This window comes from Terriglobia bacterium (genome assembly GCA_020073495.1).
Lineage (GTDB): Bacteria > Acidobacteriota > Terriglobia > Terriglobales > Acidobacteriaceae > JAIQFD01.
Window position 1 is genome coordinate 66878 of the sequence record JAIQFD010000003.1, and the last position, 20450, is coordinate 87327.

Below are 20450 nucleotides of genomic sequence, written 5' to 3' on the forward strand. Positions count from 1 at the left end.
CGTGAAGGTCAGCGTCGACGTTCCCGAGCCCGGCGCCGCGATCGGGTTGGGCACGAACGCCGCCGTCACCCCGCTGGGCAACGCCGACGTACTCAGCGTGATCCCCGCGTTGAAGCCTCCGCTGATCGTGGTCGTGATGGTCGAGGTCCCACTGTTCCCCTGCGCCACCGTCACCGAACTGGGCGCGGCCGAGACGGTGAAGTCCGCAGTCGCCGTCGTCGCAAATACCACGTCCACCCAGTAGTTGCTCGCGTTGTAGCTGCTCTTCGGGAACACCGTGCTGGCCCCGTACTTGTACACCCCGTTGCCGCCCACCGTCCCGCTGGCCGGCGCATGCAGCGGCGGATTGTCCGCCCCCGACGTGGCGAAGTACTTGCTCGTCAGGCTGTAGTGCCCCACGCTGGTGTGGTACGAGGCCACGTACACGGTGTTGGCCGTGATCGTCACCGGAGCCGCGAAGTTCACCTGCTGCCATCCCGAGGCCGTCTCCCCGGTGAAGGTCGCCGTCGCCAGCAGGTGTCCCTGGCTGTCCCACAGGCTTCCCGTGTGCGTCCCCGTGTTCGCCGCCGCCTTGTAGAACCGGATCCCCTGAATCGTCCCGCCTACGTCCGCGGTGAACTTCACTCCCAACTCCACCGAGGAGTCGGCGCCCGCGTCGATCACGGCCGGCGTCGCATTGCTCCAGATGGCGTACAGCTGCTGCTGGGCCACGCCGTTCCCCAGGAGGGTGACTGTCGGCGAGCCCGTTGGCGCGTTGCTGCTGACGGTGAAAGTCCCGCTCCGGGGTCCGACCGCTGCCGGCGTGAACACGATCCGAATGGTGCAGCTTGCGTTGGGCGCGAGAGAAGTTCCGCAATCCGACGTCCAGGTGAACTCGGCTGTCGTTGAGATCCCAAAGATGAAAAGCGTTCCCGTTCCAACATTGGTGACCGTCACCGGCAGTGGCCCGCTCGGTACTCCCACCAGTTGGTTGCCGAAGTTCAGGCTGGCGGGGCTCAGTTGGATAGACGCAACAACTCCATTGCCGGACAAGGCGGCCGTTGGCGGCGCCCCGCTGAAATTCCCCGCCGCCGCCAGGGTCCCGGTGCGCAGGCCCGTGGTGCTCGGTGTGAACGTGACGCTCACGGGACAACTCGTCCCCGCGGGCATCTTGGCCGGGCAGGTCTGTGCTTCGGCGAAGTCTCCGCTGGCAGTGATTCCGGACAACAGCAAGCAGGTGCCGCCGCTACTCGTAAAGGTGACGATCATTGGCGCACTGGTGGTGTTGGTAAGCTGGTCGCCGAAATCGACGCTGGCAGGCGCGAAGGTCCCGCCTACCGTTTTCGTTAGTTCATACGCGCCCATGTCCACGGTTGCGACGCAGTCGTTGTTGCCGTCTGCGATCCGCGGATTCCCGTCCAGGTCCTTTGCCGGAAGGTTGCTCGCCCCGTTGTCGCCAGCGTCCAGTGCCGGCGAATTCGGCTGGAGATGAAAATTGCGAACGGCGCGGTTGACGAACAGAGGATCCACTGAGATGTTGCCGTTCGTTCCGCTGACGTCGGTGCACATGCCAGCATAGTTCGCACCATTCGTGTTAATAACGTCGTTCGACAAGAACGTAGGAACGACACCATCGCTCGTCAGAGTGCAATAGATCGCCGCCTGGTTCACACTCGTGTAGACAAGATTGTTTGCCAGCAGAACTGAAGCACCTCCGTCGTACCTCAAGACATGAACATCCGCCGTGACAAATGGCCATGTATTACTGGTGGATTGATTATCGACGATCGTATTGTTGAGGAAGACTGGTCCCTGAGGTCCGATGTCTGTGCTGACATAGATTCCACCGCCTTTTCCGCCCGCCGAATTGGCCGCGATGACGTTGTTCACCACCAGCGGATGTCCGTAGTTCACTACTAATCCGCCGCCATCACCATACACGCTGTTGGCCAGGATCTTGTTTCCGGAGATCAACGGGCTTGCCGCGTCCACTTCAATCCCCCCACCGAAGGCGCCTTGGTTGTACGAGACCATGTTCTCCACGATCTGAGCTTCCGATGGAGCATTAATCTGGATTCCTGCACCAAAGGCACCGGTGTCGATGTTGTTGGTCACGGTGTTCCCGCGGATCACAGGTGAACCGCAGCAGATCTGAATTCCCACTCCCCTGTATGCTCTGTTTCCGATGATCACATTGTTGGTGACCGTCGGTGACGCATACTTGATTGTGATTCCTCCACCGCCAAAGCTCACGTACCCATTGCCATTCGTGATTGTGAACCCGTTTAGCGTCGACGCGGTGCTCTCGCCGGTCTTGAACGTCACCACTGTTTCCTGGCCGCCGCCGTCGATGGTGGTCACCGCCGGTCCCCCGGAGCTGGTCACCGTGATTGCCTTCCCCTTGAAATTGACGTTTTCCTGGTAGGTACCGGGTGCGACCAGGACGGTGTCCCCGTTTTGTGCAGCGTCAATCCCTTTCTGGATGGTGGGCTGACCCGAGGGAACGTAGATGGTGTTCTGCGCCGGCGCGCCAATGGCTGCCAATGAAAGCAGGATCAGGGCCGCAAGAGCTCGTCCCAGGATCGACATAATGGGACCTCCGAGGGCGTTGCTGGCTGCGTCGTAAGATTTCGCTCACAAGTATGCGCGAGCCTACTTCGAGGGCGCTGATTTCGAGCGAATCTGTTCTGGAATCGGAACACGGGTGAATGAATCACGAACCAACGATTCTTGCAGTGAGCATGGTCACGGGATGCCGTGACCGAGGCCGAAGAGCATCTTATGGGCAGGACATGGCGACGTATCTGATCACAGGCATCGCGGGAGTCATAGGTTTATCCCTGGCGCAGCGCTGGTCGCGAAGGGCGAAACGGTGCGCGGCATCGAAAATTTCTCCACTGGCAAACCGGAGAGCATCAGCTCGATCCGCGACCGCACCGGTTTCCGCAAGGCCGACCTGCTGGACCTGGGGCGGTGCGGGATGCCTGCCGAGGCGTGGATTACGTGCCGCACGAGGCAGCGCAGCCCGCAAGGTCATTTTGCAGGAGGGGTAAGGCGGGACGAAAAGGGTGTGGCGAAACCTCAGGATTCCGTCACAGCGAGGCCTGCTGTCACAGACCGAGACTCCGTATGAGTGACTGGTAACGCGGATCGCCGTGGAGGGAATCGAGACGCGGATCTATCTTGAGCAGAACCATGCAGTCCGAGCGAGCATCATAGGCTTTTTGGAACCACTCGAAAGCCCTATCTTTTTGTCCAAGGGATACGTATACGATTGCCACCTCGTAGGCGCATGAGTAACGGCTCTTCATTTGCTCCTCGATGTCGCCTAAAGCTTTGTTTGCCTCCGTTTTCCGGCCAGCGACGGCATAGACGCCAGCACGGAACGACGCGATCAGCGGGCTGTCGTCTAGCCGGTGTGCGGTATCCGCTTCGACGATGGCCTCGGGAAATCGCCCCTTCTGTGCATAGGCCAATGCCAAAGAGGAGTGTGCAAACGCAAGGTTTGGTTCCGTTTCGATCGCCTTGCGCCCGTTTGCAATAGCTAAATCGTACCTACGCGCCATGAACGGCCAGAACGATCTATCCGCCAAGATGCCGAGGGAGAAGGGGTCGAGCTCGTAAGCGCGCTGCAACTCCGCCAACGCCTCCTCAGTCCGGCCCGTCGCTGTAAGGTAAGTGCCATAAAGGTCATGGGCGTTCGCATTGTTAGGATTGAGTTCAATGGCCCGCTTCGCCTCTCGCTCTGTCGACAACCAGTCCCAGTCATAGAAAAAGTAGACGTTCCCCAGGGATGTGTGTGCTTCGGACAGAGACTCGTCCAGGTCCAAAGCCTTCAAGGCTGCTGCCTTTGATTTCGGCATAGCGTCCCGGGGAGGCCAATAAAAAGTTGAAAGAGCAACGTAGCAGTCGGCCAAGCCGGAATAGGCCAGAGCGGAGGTGGGGTCCTTGGCTATGGCCCGCTGGAAGTACTCAATCGCCGTGTGCAGATCCTTGTCGGTCCCCTTGTTGAGATGATAGAGACCCTGGAGATAGGCATCGTGGACCTCGGGATCGACCGGGCGGCGGTTGGCAAGTCGGCTCGTCTCTTGAGGCGTCAGCTTGATACGGACTTGCTGGGCAACGTCGCGAGCTACCTGTTGCTGCAAGTCCAAAATGTCGTGCAGGTCACGATCGTAGCTCTCTGCCCAAAGATGTTTGTCGGCGGCTGCCTGAATGAGCTGGGCTGTAATCCGCACGCGATTCCCCGAACGCAGCACCGAGCCTTCCAGCACGGCATCCACGTTTAGTTCACGTGCGATCTCCGGAAGAGGCTTGCGAACGCTCTTGTATTGCATGACCGAGGTTCTGGAGATAACCCGCAAGGCACCAATATGGGCGAGTTCCGTGGTCAACTCCTCCGTCATTCCGTCAGCAAAGTAGTCCTGTGCGGGGTCACCGGAAAGGTTGGTCAGCGGCAGTACCGCCAGCGACTCGATATGTTCTGGCCTTGCTGCATTGGACAGCCGATCTCGCCAGTGACTCGGGTTCGTCGCCGATAGCAGCACCACAAGGGCGATAAGCACCGCGGCCGCAACGATCAGGGGAATCCGCCGACTGGCCTGCGACTTCGCACCGACCCGTCCCGTGGGTAATGACGCCGAGAGTCCCAGCCGACGCATGTCCACTTCTAGCTCGCGAGCCGACTGGTAGCGGTTTTCCGGGGCCTTCTCCAAGCACTTCATGATGATGCGTTCCAGCTCAGGCGAAACTCGCGCATTGACCGCCCGCGGAGAGACTGGTATCTGATGAAGGATAGAGTCGGTCAGCCGCGAGCTTTGTGTTTCCGTGAAAGGTCGCTGGCCGGTGGCCATTTCGTAGAGCACAGTCCCGAAGGCGTGGATGTCCGTGCGCCCATCGACTGCCTCGCTCAGCAACTGCTCGGGCGCCATGTAGGGCAGCGTTCCGCTCAATGCCTGGCTCTGGATTAGACTCTCGGTCGCTGCAGTCGGGCTGGCAGGCAGAAAGAGTTTGGCCAGACCGAAATCGAGGATTTTTAGACGACCGTCGGGCGTAACCCGCAGGTTGCCGGGCTTTAGGTCTCGGTGCACTACTCCGTGGGCGTGCGCTGCCGCCAGCCCCTCGACCATTTGTGTTGCCAAGCGAAGAATTTCCTTTTCCGATAGGGGACCCGCGGCCAGTTTTTCGTCCAGCGTTGCTCCCGGAATGAGCTCCATAACCAGGAAGTCCACACCCTCCTGGGAGTCAAAATCATAGATCGTGGCAATATTGGGATGGTTGAGCTTGGAGACAGTCAGCGCTTCTTTACGGAAACGCTTTCGGGCTGGCTCGTCGTTAACCGCGCCGGGTGGCAAAAGCTTGATTGCGACATCGCGGTCCAGGCGCTCGTCGTGGGCACGGAAGACCACGCCCATCCCGCCCGCTCCAATCCGCTCCAGCACGCGATAGTGGCCGAGCGTCCCTCCGACGTTGGGTTCGGGAGCCTCCACAAGCTGCTGCATGTTAGGCTGCGATTGCAGTCGAGTCAACGCGAACTGCAACAGCCAGGCGATAGGCTACCGCGGCGCCGTCAAAACCCGGTTTTCGCTCACCACTCGGGATGCTCCCCGGTGAGATGCCGCCGGGGGCATGACAACGAACAGTTCAACCTCGCTTTTCGGGCGTTTTGGCCCCTACCGGCGCCCCTGATACCGCTTCCCAACACCCGATGTTTCGGTATGCTGGTCGGCAGGTGCACGCCTCTCACAAGCCGCTGGGGATCACGCTGCTGCTGGTCGCCGCGGCTGCGCTCGCTCTTCTCGTGCCCTTCATGATCTTCGGCAACGCCTCCGGACACGACTTCGAATTCCATCTCGCCTCCTGGATGGACGTCGTGCACCAGTGGCACCAGCGCGTGCTCTACCCGCGCTGGGCCGAGCTGGCCAACTGGGGCTACGGCGAGCCGCGATTCGTCTTCTACCCGCCACTCTCCTGGATGCTGGGCGCGGCGCTCTCTCTGCTGCTGCCCTGGCCCATGGTCCCGGGGGCGTTCTTCTGGATCTGCATGGTGCTGGCCGGAGCCTGCATGTTCCGCCTGGCCCGCGAGTGGCTGCCCCCGGACGATGCCGGATTTGCCGCGCTCCTGTACGCCGTGAATCCCTACCACCAGCTCCATATTTACTGGCGCAGCGATTTCGCCGAACTGCTGGCCAGCGCCATTTTCCCCCTGGTGGTGTTGTACGCGATCCGCGCCGGCCAGGGAGAGCGGCGCGCCGTGCTGCCTCTGGCCGCTGTCGTCGCCGCCGCTTGGCTGATGAATGCCCCCGCCGCCGTGGTCTCGACCTACACCGTCGCCCTTTTGCTCGCCGTCACTGCACTCCAGCGCCGCTCCTGGCGCGGGATCCCCCTCGGCGCCTGCGCCCTCCTGCTCGGATTCGCGCTGGCGACGTTTTATATCCTGCCCGCCGCCTACGAGCAGCGCTGGGTCAACATCGTCGAGGCCCTCGCTTCCGGCCTGCGGCCGCAGGACAACTTCCTCTTCACCTGGACCAGCGATCCGGAGCACACCTATTTCAATTTCCGCGTGTCCAAGATCGCGGTCGCCGAGATGCTGGTCGCCGCCCTCGCCCTCTTCGCCGGTCGCAAGCTGCGCGAGCGCCGCGACGCCTGGTGGCCGCTCATTACCCTGCTGGGCGCCTCGGCTCTTTTGATGCTCCGCATCACCACGCTTGCCTGGCGCTTCCTTCCCGAGCTCCACTTCGTGCAGTTCCCCTGGCGCTGGCTTTTCGCCTTCAATGCTGTGTTGGCGGTGCTCTTGGCCGCCGCTGTGGCGCGTCGCGGACGCGCGTTCTTTTGGGCCGGCTCCGTCCTCGCCCTCGCCCTCTGCGCCGTTCTGCTCGCGCATCACGCCTGGTGGGACTCCGACGGCGCCAACGATCTCTACCAGTCCATCCTCGTCCAGGGCAAAGGCTACTTCGGCGCCGACGAGTACGGCACGCGCGGCTCCGATCACTACGACCTCGACCCGAAAGTCGCCAACGTTGCCGTCGAGCCCGTGGACGGCGTCGCGCCCCACGCTTTGCTTCACCTGGAACGCTGGCGCGCCGAGCGCAAAGTCTTCACCGTCCACGCCCAGCAGCCCGTCATGGTCGCCTTGCGCCTGATGACCTACCCCGCCTGGCGCGTCACCGTCAACGGCCGCCCCGCCGAGGCGCAAGCGCGGCCCAACACCAGCCAGATGCTCATTCGACTTCCCGCCGGCGCCAGCCGCGTCGAACTCCGCTTCACCCGTACCCCCGACCGGCTCTGGGGCGGCGTGATCTCGGCCCTCGCCGCCGCCCTCTGGCTCCTGCTCGCGCTGCTCCAGTGCCGCACAGAAGAGGGCCCATACCCTCTTCCGGCCGATTAGTGCTAACCTGTGTTACTTCCTGCGCACTTTTATGGCCCCATCCGCCACAGCAACCTCGATCCGGCCCCTGCCCGAGGTCGTCTTCGTGCAGGGTGGCGAGCAGCGCACCATCAAGCTCGACCGCACCCCTTTCACCGTCGGCCGTAAGACCGACAAGGACCTGGTCATCGCCGATCCCCGCATCTCGCGCGACCATGCCGAGATTCAGCTCCATGGGGAAGACTTCATCCTGGTCGATGTCGGCAGCCGCCACGGGACCTACGTCAACGGCGCCAAGGTCGAACGCCAGAAGCTTGCCCCCAATGATCGCGTCGAGTTCGGCGCCCGCGGCGGCCCCTACCTGGTCTTCTCTCCCACCGCTGCCACCACCAGCACCGCCCGCGAGTTCCTCAGCCAGATCTCCGGCATCTCCATGCCCTCGGGCACCGCCACCTCCGATCTGGAGAAGCTGACCCTGTTTCTCGACGCCGCGCGCAAGCTCAACACCACCGGCGTCCTGGAAGAGATTCTGGTCACTCTGATCGAGGCCACATTGCGCCTGACCGGCGCCGAGCGCGGCTACGTCTTCCTGCGCGAGCCCGATGGCAAGCTGGCCCTCGCCGTCGGCCGTAACAGCAAGGGCGAGCCCCTGCTGGATGACACCACCGTCTCCCGTTCCATCATCGAAGAGGCAGCAGCCTCGGCCTCCGCCTACCACGTCACCGACACCACCAAGACCGCTGAGATCGCCACCCGCAAGAGCGTCATCGCCTACGACCTGCGCACCGTGATCTGCATTCCCTTCCGCAAGCATTCGGTGCAGGGAAAAGCCGGAGGCAAGCCCGCGCCCACCGCCGGGGTCACCGGCGTCCTTTATATGGACAGTCGCTACGCCTCCCGCGACCTCTCCATCGTCAGCAAGGACATCCTGAACGCGATCGCGACCGAAGCCGCCGCGCTGGTCGAGAACGCCCGCCTGGTCCAGGCCGAGGAAGCCGCCCGCCGCTACCAGCAGGAGCTCACCATCGCCGCCTCCATCCAGCAGCGGCTCATGGCGGTCACCATCCCGGAATTGCCCTTCGCTCAGATCCAGGCCACGAACGTGGCCTGCAAAGATATTGGAGGGGATTTCTACGACGTCGTGCCCACCGACAACGGCGTCGCCGTGGTCATCACCGACGTCTGCGGGAAGGGAGTTTCCGCTGCGCTGCTGGCTTCCATCCTCCAGGGAATGATCTACACCAACCTCACCGCCGCCGTCCCCCTGGAGCGTCTGGCACAGACCACGAATGACTTTTTGGTCCAGAAGGCCCTGGGCGAGAAGTACGCCACCGTCTTCATCGCCCACATTTCCCGCGACGGCGAACTGGTCTTCGTGAATTGCGGCCACGTGCAGCCTGTCCTCGTCTCCAACGGGAAAGTGGAGCGCATGAAGGAATCCAACGTGCCGCTCGGACTGCTTCCCGGCGCTACCTATCAGTGCGGTCGGCGCAAGCTGGTCCCGGGCGACCGCCTGGTGCTGTTCACCGACGGCGTCACCGAGGCCGAGAACGGCCAGGGCGAGTTTTTCGGCGACGAGCGCCTCGAGGCCGCCGCCGCCCAACCCAATCCCTTCGAAGCCATCTTTACCGACGTGCGCAGCTTCTGCGCCGGCGTCCCCTTCAGCGACGACTGCACCGTCTTTGAACTCACCTACCGCGGCTAGTCGGGAACGACTCTTGGTTGGCGTCATCCTGAGCGAGGCGCGGTGGTCTTTGCCGCGCCGAGTCGAAGGACCCCTGCCCAAAGCAGGTCTTCAGGATTGTCATCCTGAGCTCGGTGTCGGCGGGCGGAGCCTCTCGATCTCCGAAGCAATGCGCTTTCTTGCGGATGTTGTTACTTCGAGGGAGTGGTCGGAAGCGCCACGTCATAGCTGGCATGGCAGTTGCTGGCTGGATCGTGCGAGACCGTCGTCACCGCAAGGTCCTTGCGGATGTCGAACACCAGCGGCGGCTTCTTGACATTTTGCGGGATTCCGGCCACCCGCGCCTTTCCCTCGGAGTTCGTCCCCACCTCGAGGTCGACCTTGTGCACCAGCCCATAGCGCACCAGCACGTGGATCTTGGCGTTGTACACCGGCTTTCGCTCCGCGGTCACGGTGAAGTCCACCCAGCAGGCGCCGGCGCCGCCATCCACCTTTGGGACCTCCGGCTTCTCCTGCGCCGCCGCCAGCCAGACGGCGCCCATCACCGCTGCCCAGATCGCAAACCTTCGCATACGTGCCGCCAACTATAGCGGAATCATCAAGGGGATGGAACGTGGAAGGAGTCGTAGAGTGCCGCTGTCTTCATCCCGGCGATCCCGACGATTTCATTGGGGCGGGCGGTGGGGATCGAACCCACGACAGCCGGAGCCACAGTCCGGTGTTCTACCGCTGAACTACGCCCGCCGTAGAAGATGCTTCGATTATAACAGTCGCGGACAGGTGACCGATCAACGCTCTCAACCCGTGGCCGAGGTGTTTTCCTCGCTGATGGTCAACTGAAGGTGAACTTTGCTGCTGCTGTAGAAAGCGAAGCTGACAAACCTTCGTTTGGCGGTCTTGCGGATGGAGCAGATGCCCATCACCAGCTCGCCATCCTTCTGCATCGTTTCCCAGTCGAGATCGCTGGGCTCGACCGTGTCCTGGGGATGGGTATGGATGGTCCCCAGGATCTCAAATCTGCTCTCGTCCTCGCCCTCGGTCATCGGGTTCATGTCATCATCGGTGTACACGTTGCCGTTCTTGGCGACGTGCTCCAGATCGCGGAAGGCAAAGATGCGCGCCTGAGGCCCGGAGATCCGCCCCACCACTTGCTCGAAGATCTCCTGGGGATAGACCTTCAGCGCCCGGCGCTTGAAGGAATCGAGCACCTTGCGGTCGACCACGACTTCGGCAAGCTCTTCCATCGGGCCAATACAGTACAGCAATCGAGGCCGGGAACAAATTCCGATGCGCCACCGCAGCCAGCCCGCGACCAGGCTGGCGGATGGGGAAGGCGCCGCCGCTCACCCCGCCATTCGCCCGGTCAGTAGGGCGTGGGCCCAGTCGTGGCGGCCCAGCGCGGCCGCCTGCTTCGCCGCAGACTCGTGGTCGTACGGAACCCGCACGAACGAAACGTACCACCCCGCCTCTCCCTGGCGCAGGATGGCGTAGGAGGCGTGGGGCGAGTAGGTCTCCATCCGGTGGCGCACGGGCGCGTCGTCGGCGTACGCCGGGAGCCCGACGCTGCCCGGGTTCGCGATCATCTGTCCGTTCGCGAGCCGCACCAGGCGCGGGATGTGGGTGTGCCCGCAGAGCACGACGGGATGCGTGACCCCGCCGAGGTCGCGCAGCACGTCCTGCTCAGCGCGGACCAGAGGCCGGCCGCTGCTGACGTCCTCCAGCAGGTAAGTGGTGTCGCTGGCCGGCGTGCCGTGGCAGAGGAAGACGCCGGAGTCCAACTCCGCCGTCCTGGGGAGCTGCCGCAACCACGCGATGGGTTCGGGCCCGAGATCTTTGACCGTGTACGCGAGCGTGGGGTTCGCGGCCAGGTCGGGCTCGGCCGCTGCGTAGATCTCGCGGTCCTGGTTGCCCTGGACAGTCCTCGCGGCCTTCTCGCGCATCAAGAGATCATAGGTGGGGCGCGGCTGGAGCGGGCCGTACAATACGTCGCCCAGATTGAGGATGGTTTCCAGGCCGCGCCGATGCACGTCCTCCAGCACCGCCTCGAGCGCCCAGGCATTGGCGTGGATGTCGGCCAGCACGGCGAAGCGCGTCATAAGCGGCGTGATTATAGGCTAGTGCGCGCCACCCCGCTGCCGGCGTAAGCTCGGAATCGTGAAAGGAGTGGAGATCATGCTGAGAGCGAAATCCTGGTTGTTGCTACTCGCGGTTGTAACCATCTGCTTCCCCGCGTCCGCACAGACCTCCGCGCAAAAGCGGGGCCCGTCGCAAAAGGCGACGGAACGCATTCAGAAGGCGGTACGCCACGAACTCCTCATGCTTCCCTGGTTCGGCGTCTTCGACAACCTGGCATTCAAGGTGGATGGCTACGACGTCACCCTGCTGGGGCAGGTCACCCAGCCATCGCTGAAGGCGGATGCCGAGGCCGCGGTGAAGAAGGTGGAGGGAGTCGAAAAGGTTGATAACAAGATCGAAGTCCTGCCGGCCTCCTCCTCGGACGATCGGCTACGACGCCGCCTCTATCGCGCCATCTACGGATACGACATTTTGAAACGCTACGAGCTGGACCCCGACAAGCCCATCCGCATCATCGTGAAAAGTGGGCACGTGACTCTGGAAGGATACGTGGACAACCAGGCGGACAAGATCATCGCCGGCAGCCGGGCCAGGGGTGTGTCCGGGACGTACTCGGTGACCAATAACCTCGCGGTCCCGAAGTAAGTCAGCAAGGTCTCGGCGTGATGAGAGAAGAGGGGCGCCGTGAGGCGCCCTTCTTTCCCGCGGAAAAGTCTTTTTTCGCAATTCGGGTTGGGTTATCTTGACCGGCACGCCACCGGCAATTTTCCTGCAATTGCGGCCCCGGATTTGATCGAAGGAGCGCTTCCATGATGCCGCGTACCCGATCCCTCGCCGTCTTCGCACTTCTGGTCCTCCCGGCTTCGGCCCTGAGTGGTCAAACCGCCGCCAAGCCGGCCCCGAAGACCATGGCCGGCGCGCCCATGCCCGCTTGGACGCAGATCGAGGCCCAAGTGCGCCATTGGTGGGCCGACACCTATCCCAAGGAGACCGTCAAGAAGGTGGAGAAGATCGGAGAGCCGGCCTTCAACGCGGAGCCCGGCAAGACCGAGACCATGACCTCCACCTCCAGCGAGTTCGATTGGAGCGACTGGAGCTTCCACGACACCTCCTGGTCCACCACCATCAAGGGACGCGAGGGCAGCTACCTGCGCCAGATGGTCAACGTGACCGTGGAGCGGCCGAACAAGACGCAGGCGAAGTTCCACGTCGCCGCTCTCTACAAACTCACGGGGAAAGCGTGGCAGTTCGCCGAACTGCCGGTGGGACAGGTCGAAGAGCTGGCCGCTGCCGGATCGCCCGCGCAACCCTCCGACGCGGACATGGCGAAGATCTTCACCGCCGGTTGGAGCAATGCACGCCCCGACTTCAAGGTGCTCGGGGTCAAGATCGCCGCTAAGGAGTTCCACCAGAGCCAGGGCCGCTTCTGGCTGACCTGCAAGATCGCGGTCACGGTGGAGGGCAGCGCGAAGAGTTCCGCCAAGTACAAAGGCAAGAGGTTCGTCTGCAAGCCGGCGGACTACAACTCCGTGCTCAAGTGGGACCCGGCGAAATCAGCCTGGACGCCGGACGAGAGCATGATCCAGAACATCAACGAAGACGCCTGGTGCGAGGCGGAATAAAGCAGCCGGCAGCCATCACCCGCCAGCGCTACGACGTGGGGAAGGTTCGCCTGGGCCACCCGCCTGGAAGCTGTGGTGTAGACTTTCAAATCGCTTGGTACGAAGCATCGGGCAGGTCATGCCCTGGGGGCGGCGGTGCGCTTTTTGCTTAAGGCATCACTGAACCGGCTGCGTGGCGCGAAGATCCTCGATCCGGACGTTGAACGGGCGGAGCAGGTCTTCCTGGCGCCGCCATTCACGCCGGAGATCGCCGCTGCGGTGAGCCTCATTTCTACACGCCTGCCGATCCGCGCCGACGAGCGCTCTCGTTTGCTTTGCCAGACGACAGCCAATGCGATGTCCGAGCGGGAATACGAAGCGCTGGCCCCGCTTTTCGGGCAGATGCCGAAGCCACAGCGCGTCCTGGAGATTGGGCCAGGGATCGGACGCTCGGTCGTTCATTTCAGTAAAAGAGGCGTTTGGGGAGAGCACGCCGAAGTGCATCTTTACGATGCCAACGGCGCGGAAACCAAGTACAAGGGGAAGCATTATGATCGCCCGCCGCAATGGCCTGATGTGTCGTCGTTCTGCGGCAATCTACCTCTGCTGCGATGTTTCTTGGACTACAACCACATGGCGAATTGCCGGATTTTCGATGCAGCAGCGCTGCCGCTTCGTCAGTTGCCCGGACCTTACGAGCTGATCTACGCCTTCTTCAGCATCGGCTTCCATTGGTCGTTGGAGTTCTATTTGGATGACCTCGACCCACTGCTGGGCAAACGCAGTGTCCTGGTGTGCACGCTGAACAAGCATTTCCGGCCCTTTGCGAGACTGCGGGAATTCTCGACGCGCATCCTGTACTGCCGCGAGATCAAGAAGAATGCTGCGCCACTGCGGCTGCTGGCGTTGGGCAAGGGCGATCTGCCCGAGGTCGGTGTCACGCTCGCGGAGGCATTTCCCCGCTCCAAGCTGTGAGCGCGCAAGCAAGAGGGACCCGGCGAAATCAGCCTGGGCGCCGGATGAGAGCATGATCCAGAACATCAACGAAGACGCGTGGTGCGAGGCGGAGTAGAGCAGTCGGCAGTTGTCTGTTGTCAGCCATCACCCGTCAGTGCTCCGACGTGGGGAAGGGTCGCCCGGGCTGCCCGCCCCTGCTCAGCAAATTCGCCTTTTCAGAAGAAGAAATTCTTCAGCCGATAATCTTTCGGTAATAGGTGGACCCGACCAGCGTTGGTTTGACCTGCGCTTGCAGTCTCTCAGGCCCAGCCGCGCCGCGATGAGTGTCAACTCACGGCCCTAAGATGTTGAGAGTAGCAGTCCGCGAACCCTTGTCTGCGCCTTTCGTGATTCTGCCAGGGAAAACTACTTGCTTCCTGTCGTCTATGGACATAGATGATACGCAGGGCTTAGCCAGATTGCGCCAAGCGGAGGCAACCGTGTCGGGACGAAAGGCCCTTGACGCGAGCCGACGCAAACATCCGGGTTTGTTAAGCATGTGCACTACTGTTTCCCTTAGCTCCTTCATTTGAGGCGGAGATATGTATGGGTGGCGCCACACCAATGTCGCATTGTTCCAGTGACGATTGGTACGATCAATGATGCCATACGTGGAATCTAGCTCGTCCCACAATCGTGTCTTCGGATGAGGCGTTATGACCCCGACCGTAGCTATTTCATAGCTGTACCTACTAAGGCGCCTTGCGTCTTCGGTGGTTTCATCAGCCGTCATGTTTGGGAAGCCAAGCTGGTAGTAAAGCATTCGCGCCAGATATGGCATCGCACTGGTGCGACAGGTAAACTCAATGACCTCCTCCACCTTTTGGCGTTTGTTCAGCGCGTTGAGAGTATTCTGATTCATGGATTCCACACCGATTGCCACCATGCGCAGGCCACGCTTGTGCCATTCATCGACGTTGCGCAGCGCGATCTCCACACGTGTCTGAGCCCACCAGTTGAAGCCGTATCGCGCAAATAGTTCTGTGATTTTGTCGGTAGACTTCTGAAACGCTCCAAACGTCTCATCAAGTGCAACGACGTAACTGATTCCCAGCTTCTTGTAGTAACAGAGGACTCGCTCAATGCTTTCTATATTGACCGGGTAGCATTCGTTATTAAACACCGTGGTTTGGCAGTATGTACATTTGAATGGACAAGCGAAGTGCGTGTAGAGAACCCCGACCGTGAACAGACGTAATCCGTAAGGTGCAAGAGAGACGTTGCACAACATCGCAGGATGTTGAATCTCGTCTTTAGGAACGCGGTACCCGAAAACCTGGGCGATGTCGTCCTCCGCAGGCCCTACAAAGACACGATCCACTAGGCTAGGTACCCTGTCATCAAGGGCTCCGTAGTTGCCTGCCCATAGTTCGTGGACGCCCTGACGTCGTGCTTCGTCCGCCATTTTCTTAATCTCGTCAAGCTCTATGTTGTGGAAGCTAAACCCGACAACATCCCACCCCTCCTTCAGCTTGGCGACGTACTCGTTCCACAGAGGAAACTCAAGGATTTCAACCTCGGGTACATTCTGCTTGATAAAGCGAAGGCCGGGACTGAATCTGCGAGGAGTGCTTATCTTTGGGAAATCGCAGATTCCCTCGTCGGCGACGTCAAAGTAATCGGCGGGGAACCGCTGATAGGTCGTACACAATAGCACTCTTGGATTGGTTGAAAGACTCTTCATGAAACACCGCCTCTCTCTCAAGGACTCAGCGGGATCAAGTCTTAGGCGCCGTTCGGGGCGTCAACAAACGCGCACGCGCGATCAGAATCACTCGCGCAGTCATGACTGTTGTTCTACCGGAGAAGAATGAGAACCTCCGATACCGCCAAGCTCAAGCTGAGGGGAATTCTTATACCTCCAGCACCTCGGAGTGAACACAAACTGGATTCTGTTCCGAAAACAGAACAAGGGGAAAATGGGCGGGTGGCCCGGCCTACCCCGAATGCTGAGGGTGGCCCGTCCTAGCCCGGGTGTGGCTAGGGCGGGGAGGAGTTACTGCGTACTGGGTACCGAGTACTGAGTACTTCTTGCCAAGCCCCTCAAAATCTGGAGTGGCGCGTAAGTCGCTCGAAACAATCACGAAATAAACACGATTGTTTACTTCACTACAGTAACGTTTCTACCCATCTGGGCAGCCATCGGTGAACCACCGGGGATGGGTAACTGGTTGGTACTTTTTCACGAACAGGGAACAAAGCCAAATTTTTTGGCTTGGTGAAATTGGCTATGGCTATGTTAGACTCAGTCTGCGAGGTAATCCGATGATCGAACTCTCGGAGATTCTCCGGCTCAAGGCAGAGGTTGCCGAAGACCTCCGCGCTCTCGAACGCGTGGAACGGCTGCTGCGCAGGAAATCGGGAAACGTTTCGAGTACGAGTGCATCTGCTGAAGTGTCCCCGCACAATATCGCGCAGCGACTTCCGACGAGGACGGGAAAGAAGCCGGAACGCGGGCAGTTGAAGCGGCAGGTAATCTCCGCGATAAGGGAAGCAGGCCCAGCGGGCATGCGTCCCAAAGACGTGGTCGCCTACGTCAGGGGGAAGGGCTACACGTTCAGGGATGACGTGGTCGCCGCGTCAGTGGTGAGCACCGCGATCCGGCGCTTGTTCAGGGATGGTGCGCTAGAGCAGAAGGAGGGCAAGTATCACTGGAAATAAATAAGGGCCGCTTTCGCGGCCCAAGGCTGCGGGCCTAGCATAGTGCGCCGGGGGGCTTTCCATCCTATCCGGCGAGGGCGCAAGTCCCTCTAGGTCCACTCGGTTCCCCGATCGCCGTAGGTTACAGCCTACGGCAATTTACCCGGGGTGGAAGGAGGTGGCACCATGAAGTATACGTTCATGGTGATCCAGGTCGGCGACCTCTTGGTCGTTCTGATCTGGATATAACACCACGGCTCCCGTCTGTCTTTTCGAGGGCGGGAGCCCTTCCTATTTACCCTAATAGTTTAATGCAAAGCGGCTTAGGAAAAAAGCGGATTATTTACTTTACTGGTTCCAGCCATTTGCTATATCTAGCCATAACCAAACCGCTTAGGCCGTAAGTGTTTCAAATTTAAGGGTCGGAGCAGTAATCATATGCCGCAAAGTATCAAGAAATAAGTCTTGATTTTTTCGCCTGTTAAACCTGAAACACATCTCATTCAGGTAGGCCGACAAGTGCTTTGCGCTGACGCGATGCCACGTTCCCACGATGCCGCGCTTCAAGAGCGAGGGCGGGGAGGTTTTACTGCGTACTGGGAACCGAGTACTGAGCACTGCTTGTCAAGCCCCTCAAAATCCGGAGTGGCGTGTAAGTGGCTGGAAACAATCACGAAATAAATTTGTGGATAATGTCGGATTCACCCCCTCCGATTTGTCATACTGGAAGTAGAGGGTAGAGATTTTTCTGAGTACCGAGTACTGAGTACTGCGTACTTCTTGTCAAGCCCCTCAAAATCTAGCCCCTAGCTACTAGCTACTAATCCCTGCCATGCCTCGTCGGACTCGCGCGCCCGCTCCCGGCGCAGGCCCAACCTCTGCCACCTTGCCCCTGCACCGCGGCCACGTCGCCGAGGCCGCCTTCCTCCACCGCGCCATGCAACTCGGGTTTGTCGTGTGCAAGCCCTACGGCGACTCCGAACCCTTCGATTTCGTCGTCGTCCACGGCCGCAAGCTCTCTCGCGTGCAAGTGAAGTCCACTGCCGCAGCCGAGGCTCGCGGCTACCAGCTTTCCGCCGCTCATCGCTGGGAACACGTTGCCTATTCCCGGCGGGAGATTGATTTCATCGCTGCCTACATCGCTCGCCGAAGGATTTGGTACATCATCCCCGTCAACGCTTTGGGGGGAGTCACTAACTTCCGCCTCGTTCCCGGCTCACGCCGCCCCTTGGAAAAGTTCCGCAATGCCTGGCGCCTGCTCCGCTGACCGGATCGTTCACCCCGGTGAGGACGATGTGGCTGCGGCCGGGCAGCGGCCTGCGCTTCGAAAGTTTCCGGGAAGGGTGGGACCTGCTGCAAGAGAGAATATGACAGCGCGACGGATCGCCGCGCCCAGAGCTATGGCGGTGCACTGGTATAGGGGGGCGAGTGGACCCGATGCGATCCCGGGTTCCTGAACTCAGATTTTCTCTGTGCGGCCCGCGGTGACCGTACCGCCGGCAAACCAGCGATCAGGAACCGGAAATCACAACCCTATCCCGATCAGGCGGCCTTGCCGCTGGCGATCTTGAACACGCCCGACGTCTCCAGGTAGTAATGCTCGATGCGCTCCTCCTCCAGGAAGGGCTTCAGATCGAGCAGCGGAGCACGAGTCTTGTAGAACTCCGCGGAATCGGACTTCGTGTTCCAGACCGCGACCACGATCGCGCGGTTCGGATTCTCATCCGAGATGAACGTGAGCAGGTCCACGAAGCCGGTCTGGTTCTTGTAAGCGCCGGCCAGTTGGCGTGCGGCTTCCAGGAACTGGTCCTTCTTTTCCGGCTTGAGTGTGCAGTTCAACATACGTGTGAACATAGGCTTTTCCTCCACTGAGTGTGACTGTCACCGCGGCCAGGCCGGCAGGGCCGGGCGGCGGAACAGGTGTTGGTTGGGTTCAGCAAGTGACGTAGGGACGAACCAAGCCGAATGATCTTCGCGGGCGGAGTGAACATGTCGGGCCCCCAGGTACGATGCCACGTTTCTATTCCAGCGAGAGATCCGTGGCGATGACTTATGTCACGCTGCCTCATCGGCAGGAAGAGGGACAGGTGGCCCAGGTGATGCGGGGAGAATGGTACACCTTTTCTTCTTTCAAAGTCGGGTTCCGAGATGCCGACGAACCACATTATTGGTGGCGCGCCGGGCTTGGAGGGCGCGATCCCGGGCTCGTAGTCGAATGAGCAATTCTGAACAGTCAGCCAGCTACCGCGCCCGTACCCTAAACGCCGTACCGGCGACTGCGTGTATACTCCCGACCGCTTGGGGGTCCAAGATTGGATATGCCGGTCAGAAGACGGAGAACCACGTATTCAGGAAGCGTTGCATGTCGTGACAGGGAGGAATCGATGGATATACGAAGAAATTTCACAAGACTTGGAAGAGCAATGGTCACTGCGGTAACAATCACTGTCCTTGCATTGTTCATTGCGGTGCCACAGTCGCAGGCGGACGAGCGGGGAAAGTGCCAACAGCGAATTGAAAAGGCTGAAAACAGACTGCACGACGCCGTCCGTAGGCATGGCCCGTCCAGCCGGCAGGCGAACGACAGGCGACGTGATCTAAACGCTGAGCGCGAGCGTTGCTGGAAGCTGCATCACGCATGGTGGGGTGTCCGTGACCGTCAATGGCACACCGAGCGCGATTGGGATCGTTATGACAATGACCAGGGCCGTGATCATGACCGGGACCGTCGCTGAACCGTGATTCGGTTCGGGTGGCTGCCGGTACGGGTGGCCCAGGTGATGCGGGGAGTTTGGCACAACTTGTTTTTCAGGGTGGGTTGCCTTCACCCCTCTGCCATTTGCCTGGGCCGCCCGCCTCATTGTCCCCGCTTGGCATCGATCTGGCGCGATGCGTAGTAGCCCTCGCGCGCTTGCACCGTGAGGTCCGTCCTCCTGGTAGTCACGAGGATGTGGCGGTACTCGGAGCTGCTGTCGGCAGCTCGATCCGGCGTGTAGCCGAGATTGTACTGGTTGCGCAGCTCGTCCTGGATCTGCCGGTAGATCTGATCGATCGGCTCTTTCTTGGATACCACGAACATGCGCCCGCCCGTCTCGCGCGACAGGCGTTCCAGTACTTTCTTGCCGTCGGCTGATGATCTGTCTGTAGGTCGCGGCTGAGGGCTGCCACCGCCGGGATAGCCTCCCCCGCCGCCTGGCCAGCCTCCGCCGCGGCGGCGGCCACCGCCCCAAGGTCCGCTCACGCCAGAGTGGCGGTCGCCGCCCTCCTGGCCTTCGAAGTAGACGGAGTAAACCATGGTGTCGGCACGCTGCGCGCTTTCGATGGCACGGTCGAGAGACATCTTGCTGCCGTGGTCCACACCGTCGGTGAGCACGATGATGGCTTTGCGCCCTGGCTGCTTTCGCATGAGTTCATCGGAGGCAAGGAAGATCGAATCGTAGAGCAGGGTGCCGCCGCCGGGTCCGCCGCCATGCGAACCGCGTCCCGAGCCGCCCCCCGGATACCCGCCACCTCGCTGCCGGTCGTCGTAGCTCGGCTCCTGAAGCAGTTGCAGCGCGGAAACCACTTTCTGGCGCGAAGACGTCAGGTCCTGGAGCAACTCCACTTCGTGATCGAAGTGGATGAGGAATGCCGAATCCGTCCCCTCTCGCAACACGTCGTTGGCAAACGCAGCGCTGGCTTTCTTTTCCTGACCGAGGACGTGCGACTGGCTCCGGCTGGTATCGACCAGCAACCCCAGCGAAAGGGCCAGGTCGGTTTCACGCGTGAAATATCGGATCACCTGCGGTTGTCCGTCTTCATCGAGGATGAAGTCGTCCTGGGTGAGCGTATTGACGATGTTGCCGTGCTGGTCGCGCACCGTCGCCAGCACGTTCACCACTTTTACGTTCACGGAGATCGTGGGCGCCTGCTGCGCCATCAGCGTCCCGGCGGCAAGCGTCAAGGCGAACAGAAAAATCCAGTGTTGCGGAGACCGCGGTGTCCGGGGAATGGCTTCCATGGATTTACCTTCTGGGAAGAACTGGGAACTTAAACCCAGGTTGCGGCAAGTTGTCGCGATGCTGCGGGCGGATGGCCCAGGTGATGCGGGGAGAATGGTACACCTTCT

The 20450-nt window shown here is 60.9% G+C and carries 15 protein-coding genes, 1 tRNA gene and 2 pseudogenes; 7 read left to right on the forward strand and 11 right to left on the reverse strand.

Annotation, left to right across the window (positions count from 1 at the left end):
- Positions 1-222: 222 nt before the first annotated feature.
- The 3 genes and pseudogenes from LAN37_07680 to LAN37_07690 all read right to left on the reverse strand — a co-directional run bounded on the left by LAN37_07680 (position 223) and on the right by LAN37_07690 (position 5480).
- A pseudogene (locus LAN37_07680) lies at positions 223-813 on the reverse strand (DUF4082 domain-containing protein).
- A 258-nt stretch (positions 814-1071) separates the two neighbouring features.
- Positions 1072-2568, reverse strand: a pseudogene (locus tag LAN37_07685) (choice-of-anchor D domain-containing protein).
- A gap of 521 nt (positions 2569-3089) precedes the next feature.
- Entirely contained in the window at positions 3090-5480 is a 2391-nt protein-coding gene (locus LAN37_07690; GenBank protein MBZ5647088.1) for a protein kinase, read from the reverse strand.
- 206 nt (positions 5481-5686) lie between these two features.
- Between LAN37_07690 and LAN37_07695 the strand changes: the two genes are divergently transcribed.
- On the forward strand, positions 5687-7366 hold the full coding sequence (locus LAN37_07695; protein MBZ5647089.1) for a hypothetical protein: 1680 nt from the start codon (positions 5687-5689) through the stop codon (positions 7364-7366).
- Between the two features lie 31 nt (positions 7367-7397).
- A complete protein-coding gene (locus tag LAN37_07700; GenBank protein ID MBZ5647090.1) occupies positions 7398-9050 on the forward strand; it encodes a SpoIIE family protein phosphatase in 1653 nt (550 codons plus the stop codon).
- 170 nt (positions 9051-9220) lie between these two features.
- Here LAN37_07700 and LAN37_07705 read toward each other — a convergent pair whose 3' ends face one another.
- The 4 genes from LAN37_07705 to LAN37_07720 form a co-directional block, all read right to left on the reverse strand.
- Positions 9221-9601 (reverse strand): hypothetical protein, encoded by a 381-nt coding sequence (locus LAN37_07705; protein ID MBZ5647091.1) that lies wholly within the window; start codon positions 9599-9601, stop codon positions 9221-9223.
- A 97-nt stretch (positions 9602-9698) separates the two neighbouring features.
- Positions 9699-9773, reverse strand: a tRNA-His gene (locus LAN37_07710).
- 53 nt (positions 9774-9826) lie between these two features.
- Positions 9827-10273, reverse strand: a complete 447-nt coding sequence (locus LAN37_07715) for a Mov34/MPN/PAD-1 family protein (protein MBZ5647092.1) — start codon at positions 10271-10273, stop codon at positions 9827-9829.
- A 99-nt stretch (positions 10274-10372) separates the two neighbouring features.
- A complete protein-coding gene (locus LAN37_07720; protein MBZ5647093.1) occupies positions 10373-11125 on the reverse strand; it encodes a metallophosphatase family protein in 753 nt (250 codons plus the stop codon).
- A 76-nt stretch (positions 11126-11201) separates the two neighbouring features.
- On the opposite strand from LAN37_07720, the gene LAN37_07725 reads away from it, so the two are divergent.
- The 3 genes from LAN37_07725 (at position 11202) to LAN37_07735 (ending at position 13681) form a co-directional block, all read left to right on the forward strand.
- On the forward strand, positions 11202-11750 hold the full coding sequence (locus LAN37_07725) for a BON domain-containing protein (protein MBZ5647094.1): 549 nt from the start codon (positions 11202-11204) through the stop codon (positions 11748-11750).
- 164 nt (positions 11751-11914) lie between these two features.
- Positions 11915-12727, forward strand: coding sequence for a hypothetical protein (locus tag LAN37_07730; GenBank protein ID MBZ5647095.1), 813 nt, complete (start codon positions 11915-11917; stop codon positions 12725-12727).
- A 144-nt stretch (positions 12728-12871) separates the two neighbouring features.
- The gene (locus LAN37_07735) at positions 12872-13681 is read left to right on the forward strand and encodes a hypothetical protein (protein MBZ5647096.1); all 810 of its coding nucleotides are present in this window, start codon (positions 12872-12874) and stop codon (positions 13679-13681) included.
- Positions 13682-13994: 313 nt separating this feature from the next.
- Here LAN37_07735 and LAN37_07740 read toward each other — a convergent pair whose 3' ends face one another.
- Positions 13995-15386 carry a hypothetical protein gene (locus LAN37_07740; protein ID MBZ5647097.1) on the reverse strand — a complete coding sequence of 464 codons (1392 nt, stop codon included), beginning with the start codon at positions 15384-15386 and terminating at the stop codon, positions 13995-13997.
- Between the two features lie 581 nt (positions 15387-15967).
- Here LAN37_07740 and LAN37_07745 point away from each other — a divergent pair.
- Positions 15968-16363, forward strand: coding sequence for a hypothetical protein (locus LAN37_07745; protein MBZ5647098.1), 396 nt, complete (start codon positions 15968-15970; stop codon positions 16361-16363).
- A 372-nt stretch (positions 16364-16735) separates the two neighbouring features.
- On the opposite strand, the gene LAN37_07750 is transcribed toward LAN37_07745, so the two are convergent.
- Positions 16736-16894 (reverse strand): hypothetical protein, encoded by a 159-nt coding sequence (locus tag LAN37_07750; protein MBZ5647099.1) that lies wholly within the window; start codon positions 16892-16894, stop codon positions 16736-16738.
- Between the two features lie 280 nt (positions 16895-17174).
- Between LAN37_07750 and LAN37_07755 the strand changes: the two genes are divergently transcribed.
- On the forward strand, positions 17175-17609 hold the full coding sequence (locus LAN37_07755) for a hypothetical protein (protein ID MBZ5647100.1): 435 nt from the start codon (positions 17175-17177) through the stop codon (positions 17607-17609).
- Positions 17610-17884: 275 nt separating this feature from the next.
- On the opposite strand, the gene LAN37_07760 is transcribed toward LAN37_07755, so the two are convergent.
- Together LAN37_07760 and LAN37_07765 are read right to left on the reverse strand one after the other, a co-directional pair.
- A complete protein-coding gene (locus tag LAN37_07760; GenBank protein ID MBZ5647101.1) occupies positions 17885-18196 on the reverse strand; it encodes an antibiotic biosynthesis monooxygenase in 312 nt (103 codons plus the stop codon).
- Positions 18197-19199: 1003 nt separating this feature from the next.
- Positions 19200-20342, reverse strand: a complete 1143-nt coding sequence (locus tag LAN37_07765) for a VWA domain-containing protein (protein ID MBZ5647102.1) — start codon at positions 20340-20342, stop codon at positions 19200-19202.
- Positions 20343-20450: the final 108 nt, after the last annotated feature.

Bases quoted from the DNA above. Each gene is read 5' to 3' on its own strand.
- LAN37_07725 (MBZ5647094.1), top strand. From the start codon at position 11,202: ATGCTGAGAGCGAAATCCTGGTTGTTGCTACTCGCGGTTGTAACCATC.
- LAN37_07690 (MBZ5647088.1), bottom strand. From the start codon at position 5,480: ATGCAGCAGCTTGTGGAGGCTCCCGAACCCAACGTCGGAGGGACGCTC.
- LAN37_07760 (MBZ5647101.1), bottom strand. From the start codon at position 18,196: ATGTTCACACGTATGTTGAACTGCACACTCAAGCCGGAAAAGAAGGAC.
- LAN37_07755 (MBZ5647100.1), top strand. From the start codon at position 17,175: ATGCCTCGTCGGACTCGCGCGCCCGCTCCCGGCGCAGGCCCAACCTCT.
- LAN37_07730 (MBZ5647095.1), top strand. From the start codon at position 11,915: ATGATGCCGCGTACCCGATCCCTCGCCGTCTTCGCACTTCTGGTCCTC.
- LAN37_07715 (MBZ5647092.1), bottom strand. From the start codon at position 10,273: ATGGAAGAGCTTGCCGAAGTCGTGGTCGACCGCAAGGTGCTCGATTCC.
- LAN37_07700 (MBZ5647090.1), top strand. From the start codon at position 7,398: ATGGCCCCATCCGCCACAGCAACCTCGATCCGGCCCCTGCCCGAGGTC.
- LAN37_07695 (MBZ5647089.1), top strand. From the start codon at position 5,687: ATGTTTCGGTATGCTGGTCGGCAGGTGCACGCCTCTCACAAGCCGCTG.
- LAN37_07745 (MBZ5647098.1), top strand. From the start codon at position 15,968: ATGATCGAACTCTCGGAGATTCTCCGGCTCAAGGCAGAGGTTGCCGAA.
- LAN37_07740 (MBZ5647097.1), bottom strand. From the start codon at position 15,386: ATGAAGAGTCTTTCAACCAATCCAAGAGTGCTATTGTGTACGACCTAT.
- LAN37_07705 (MBZ5647091.1), bottom strand. From the start codon at position 9,601: ATGCGAAGGTTTGCGATCTGGGCAGCGGTGATGGGCGCCGTCTGGCTG.
- LAN37_07720 (MBZ5647093.1), bottom strand. From the start codon at position 11,125: ATGACGCGCTTCGCCGTGCTGGCCGACATCCACGCCAATGCCTGGGCG.
- LAN37_07765 (MBZ5647102.1), bottom strand. From the start codon at position 20,342: ATGGAAGCCATTCCCCGGACACCGCGGTCTCCGCAACACTGGATTTTT.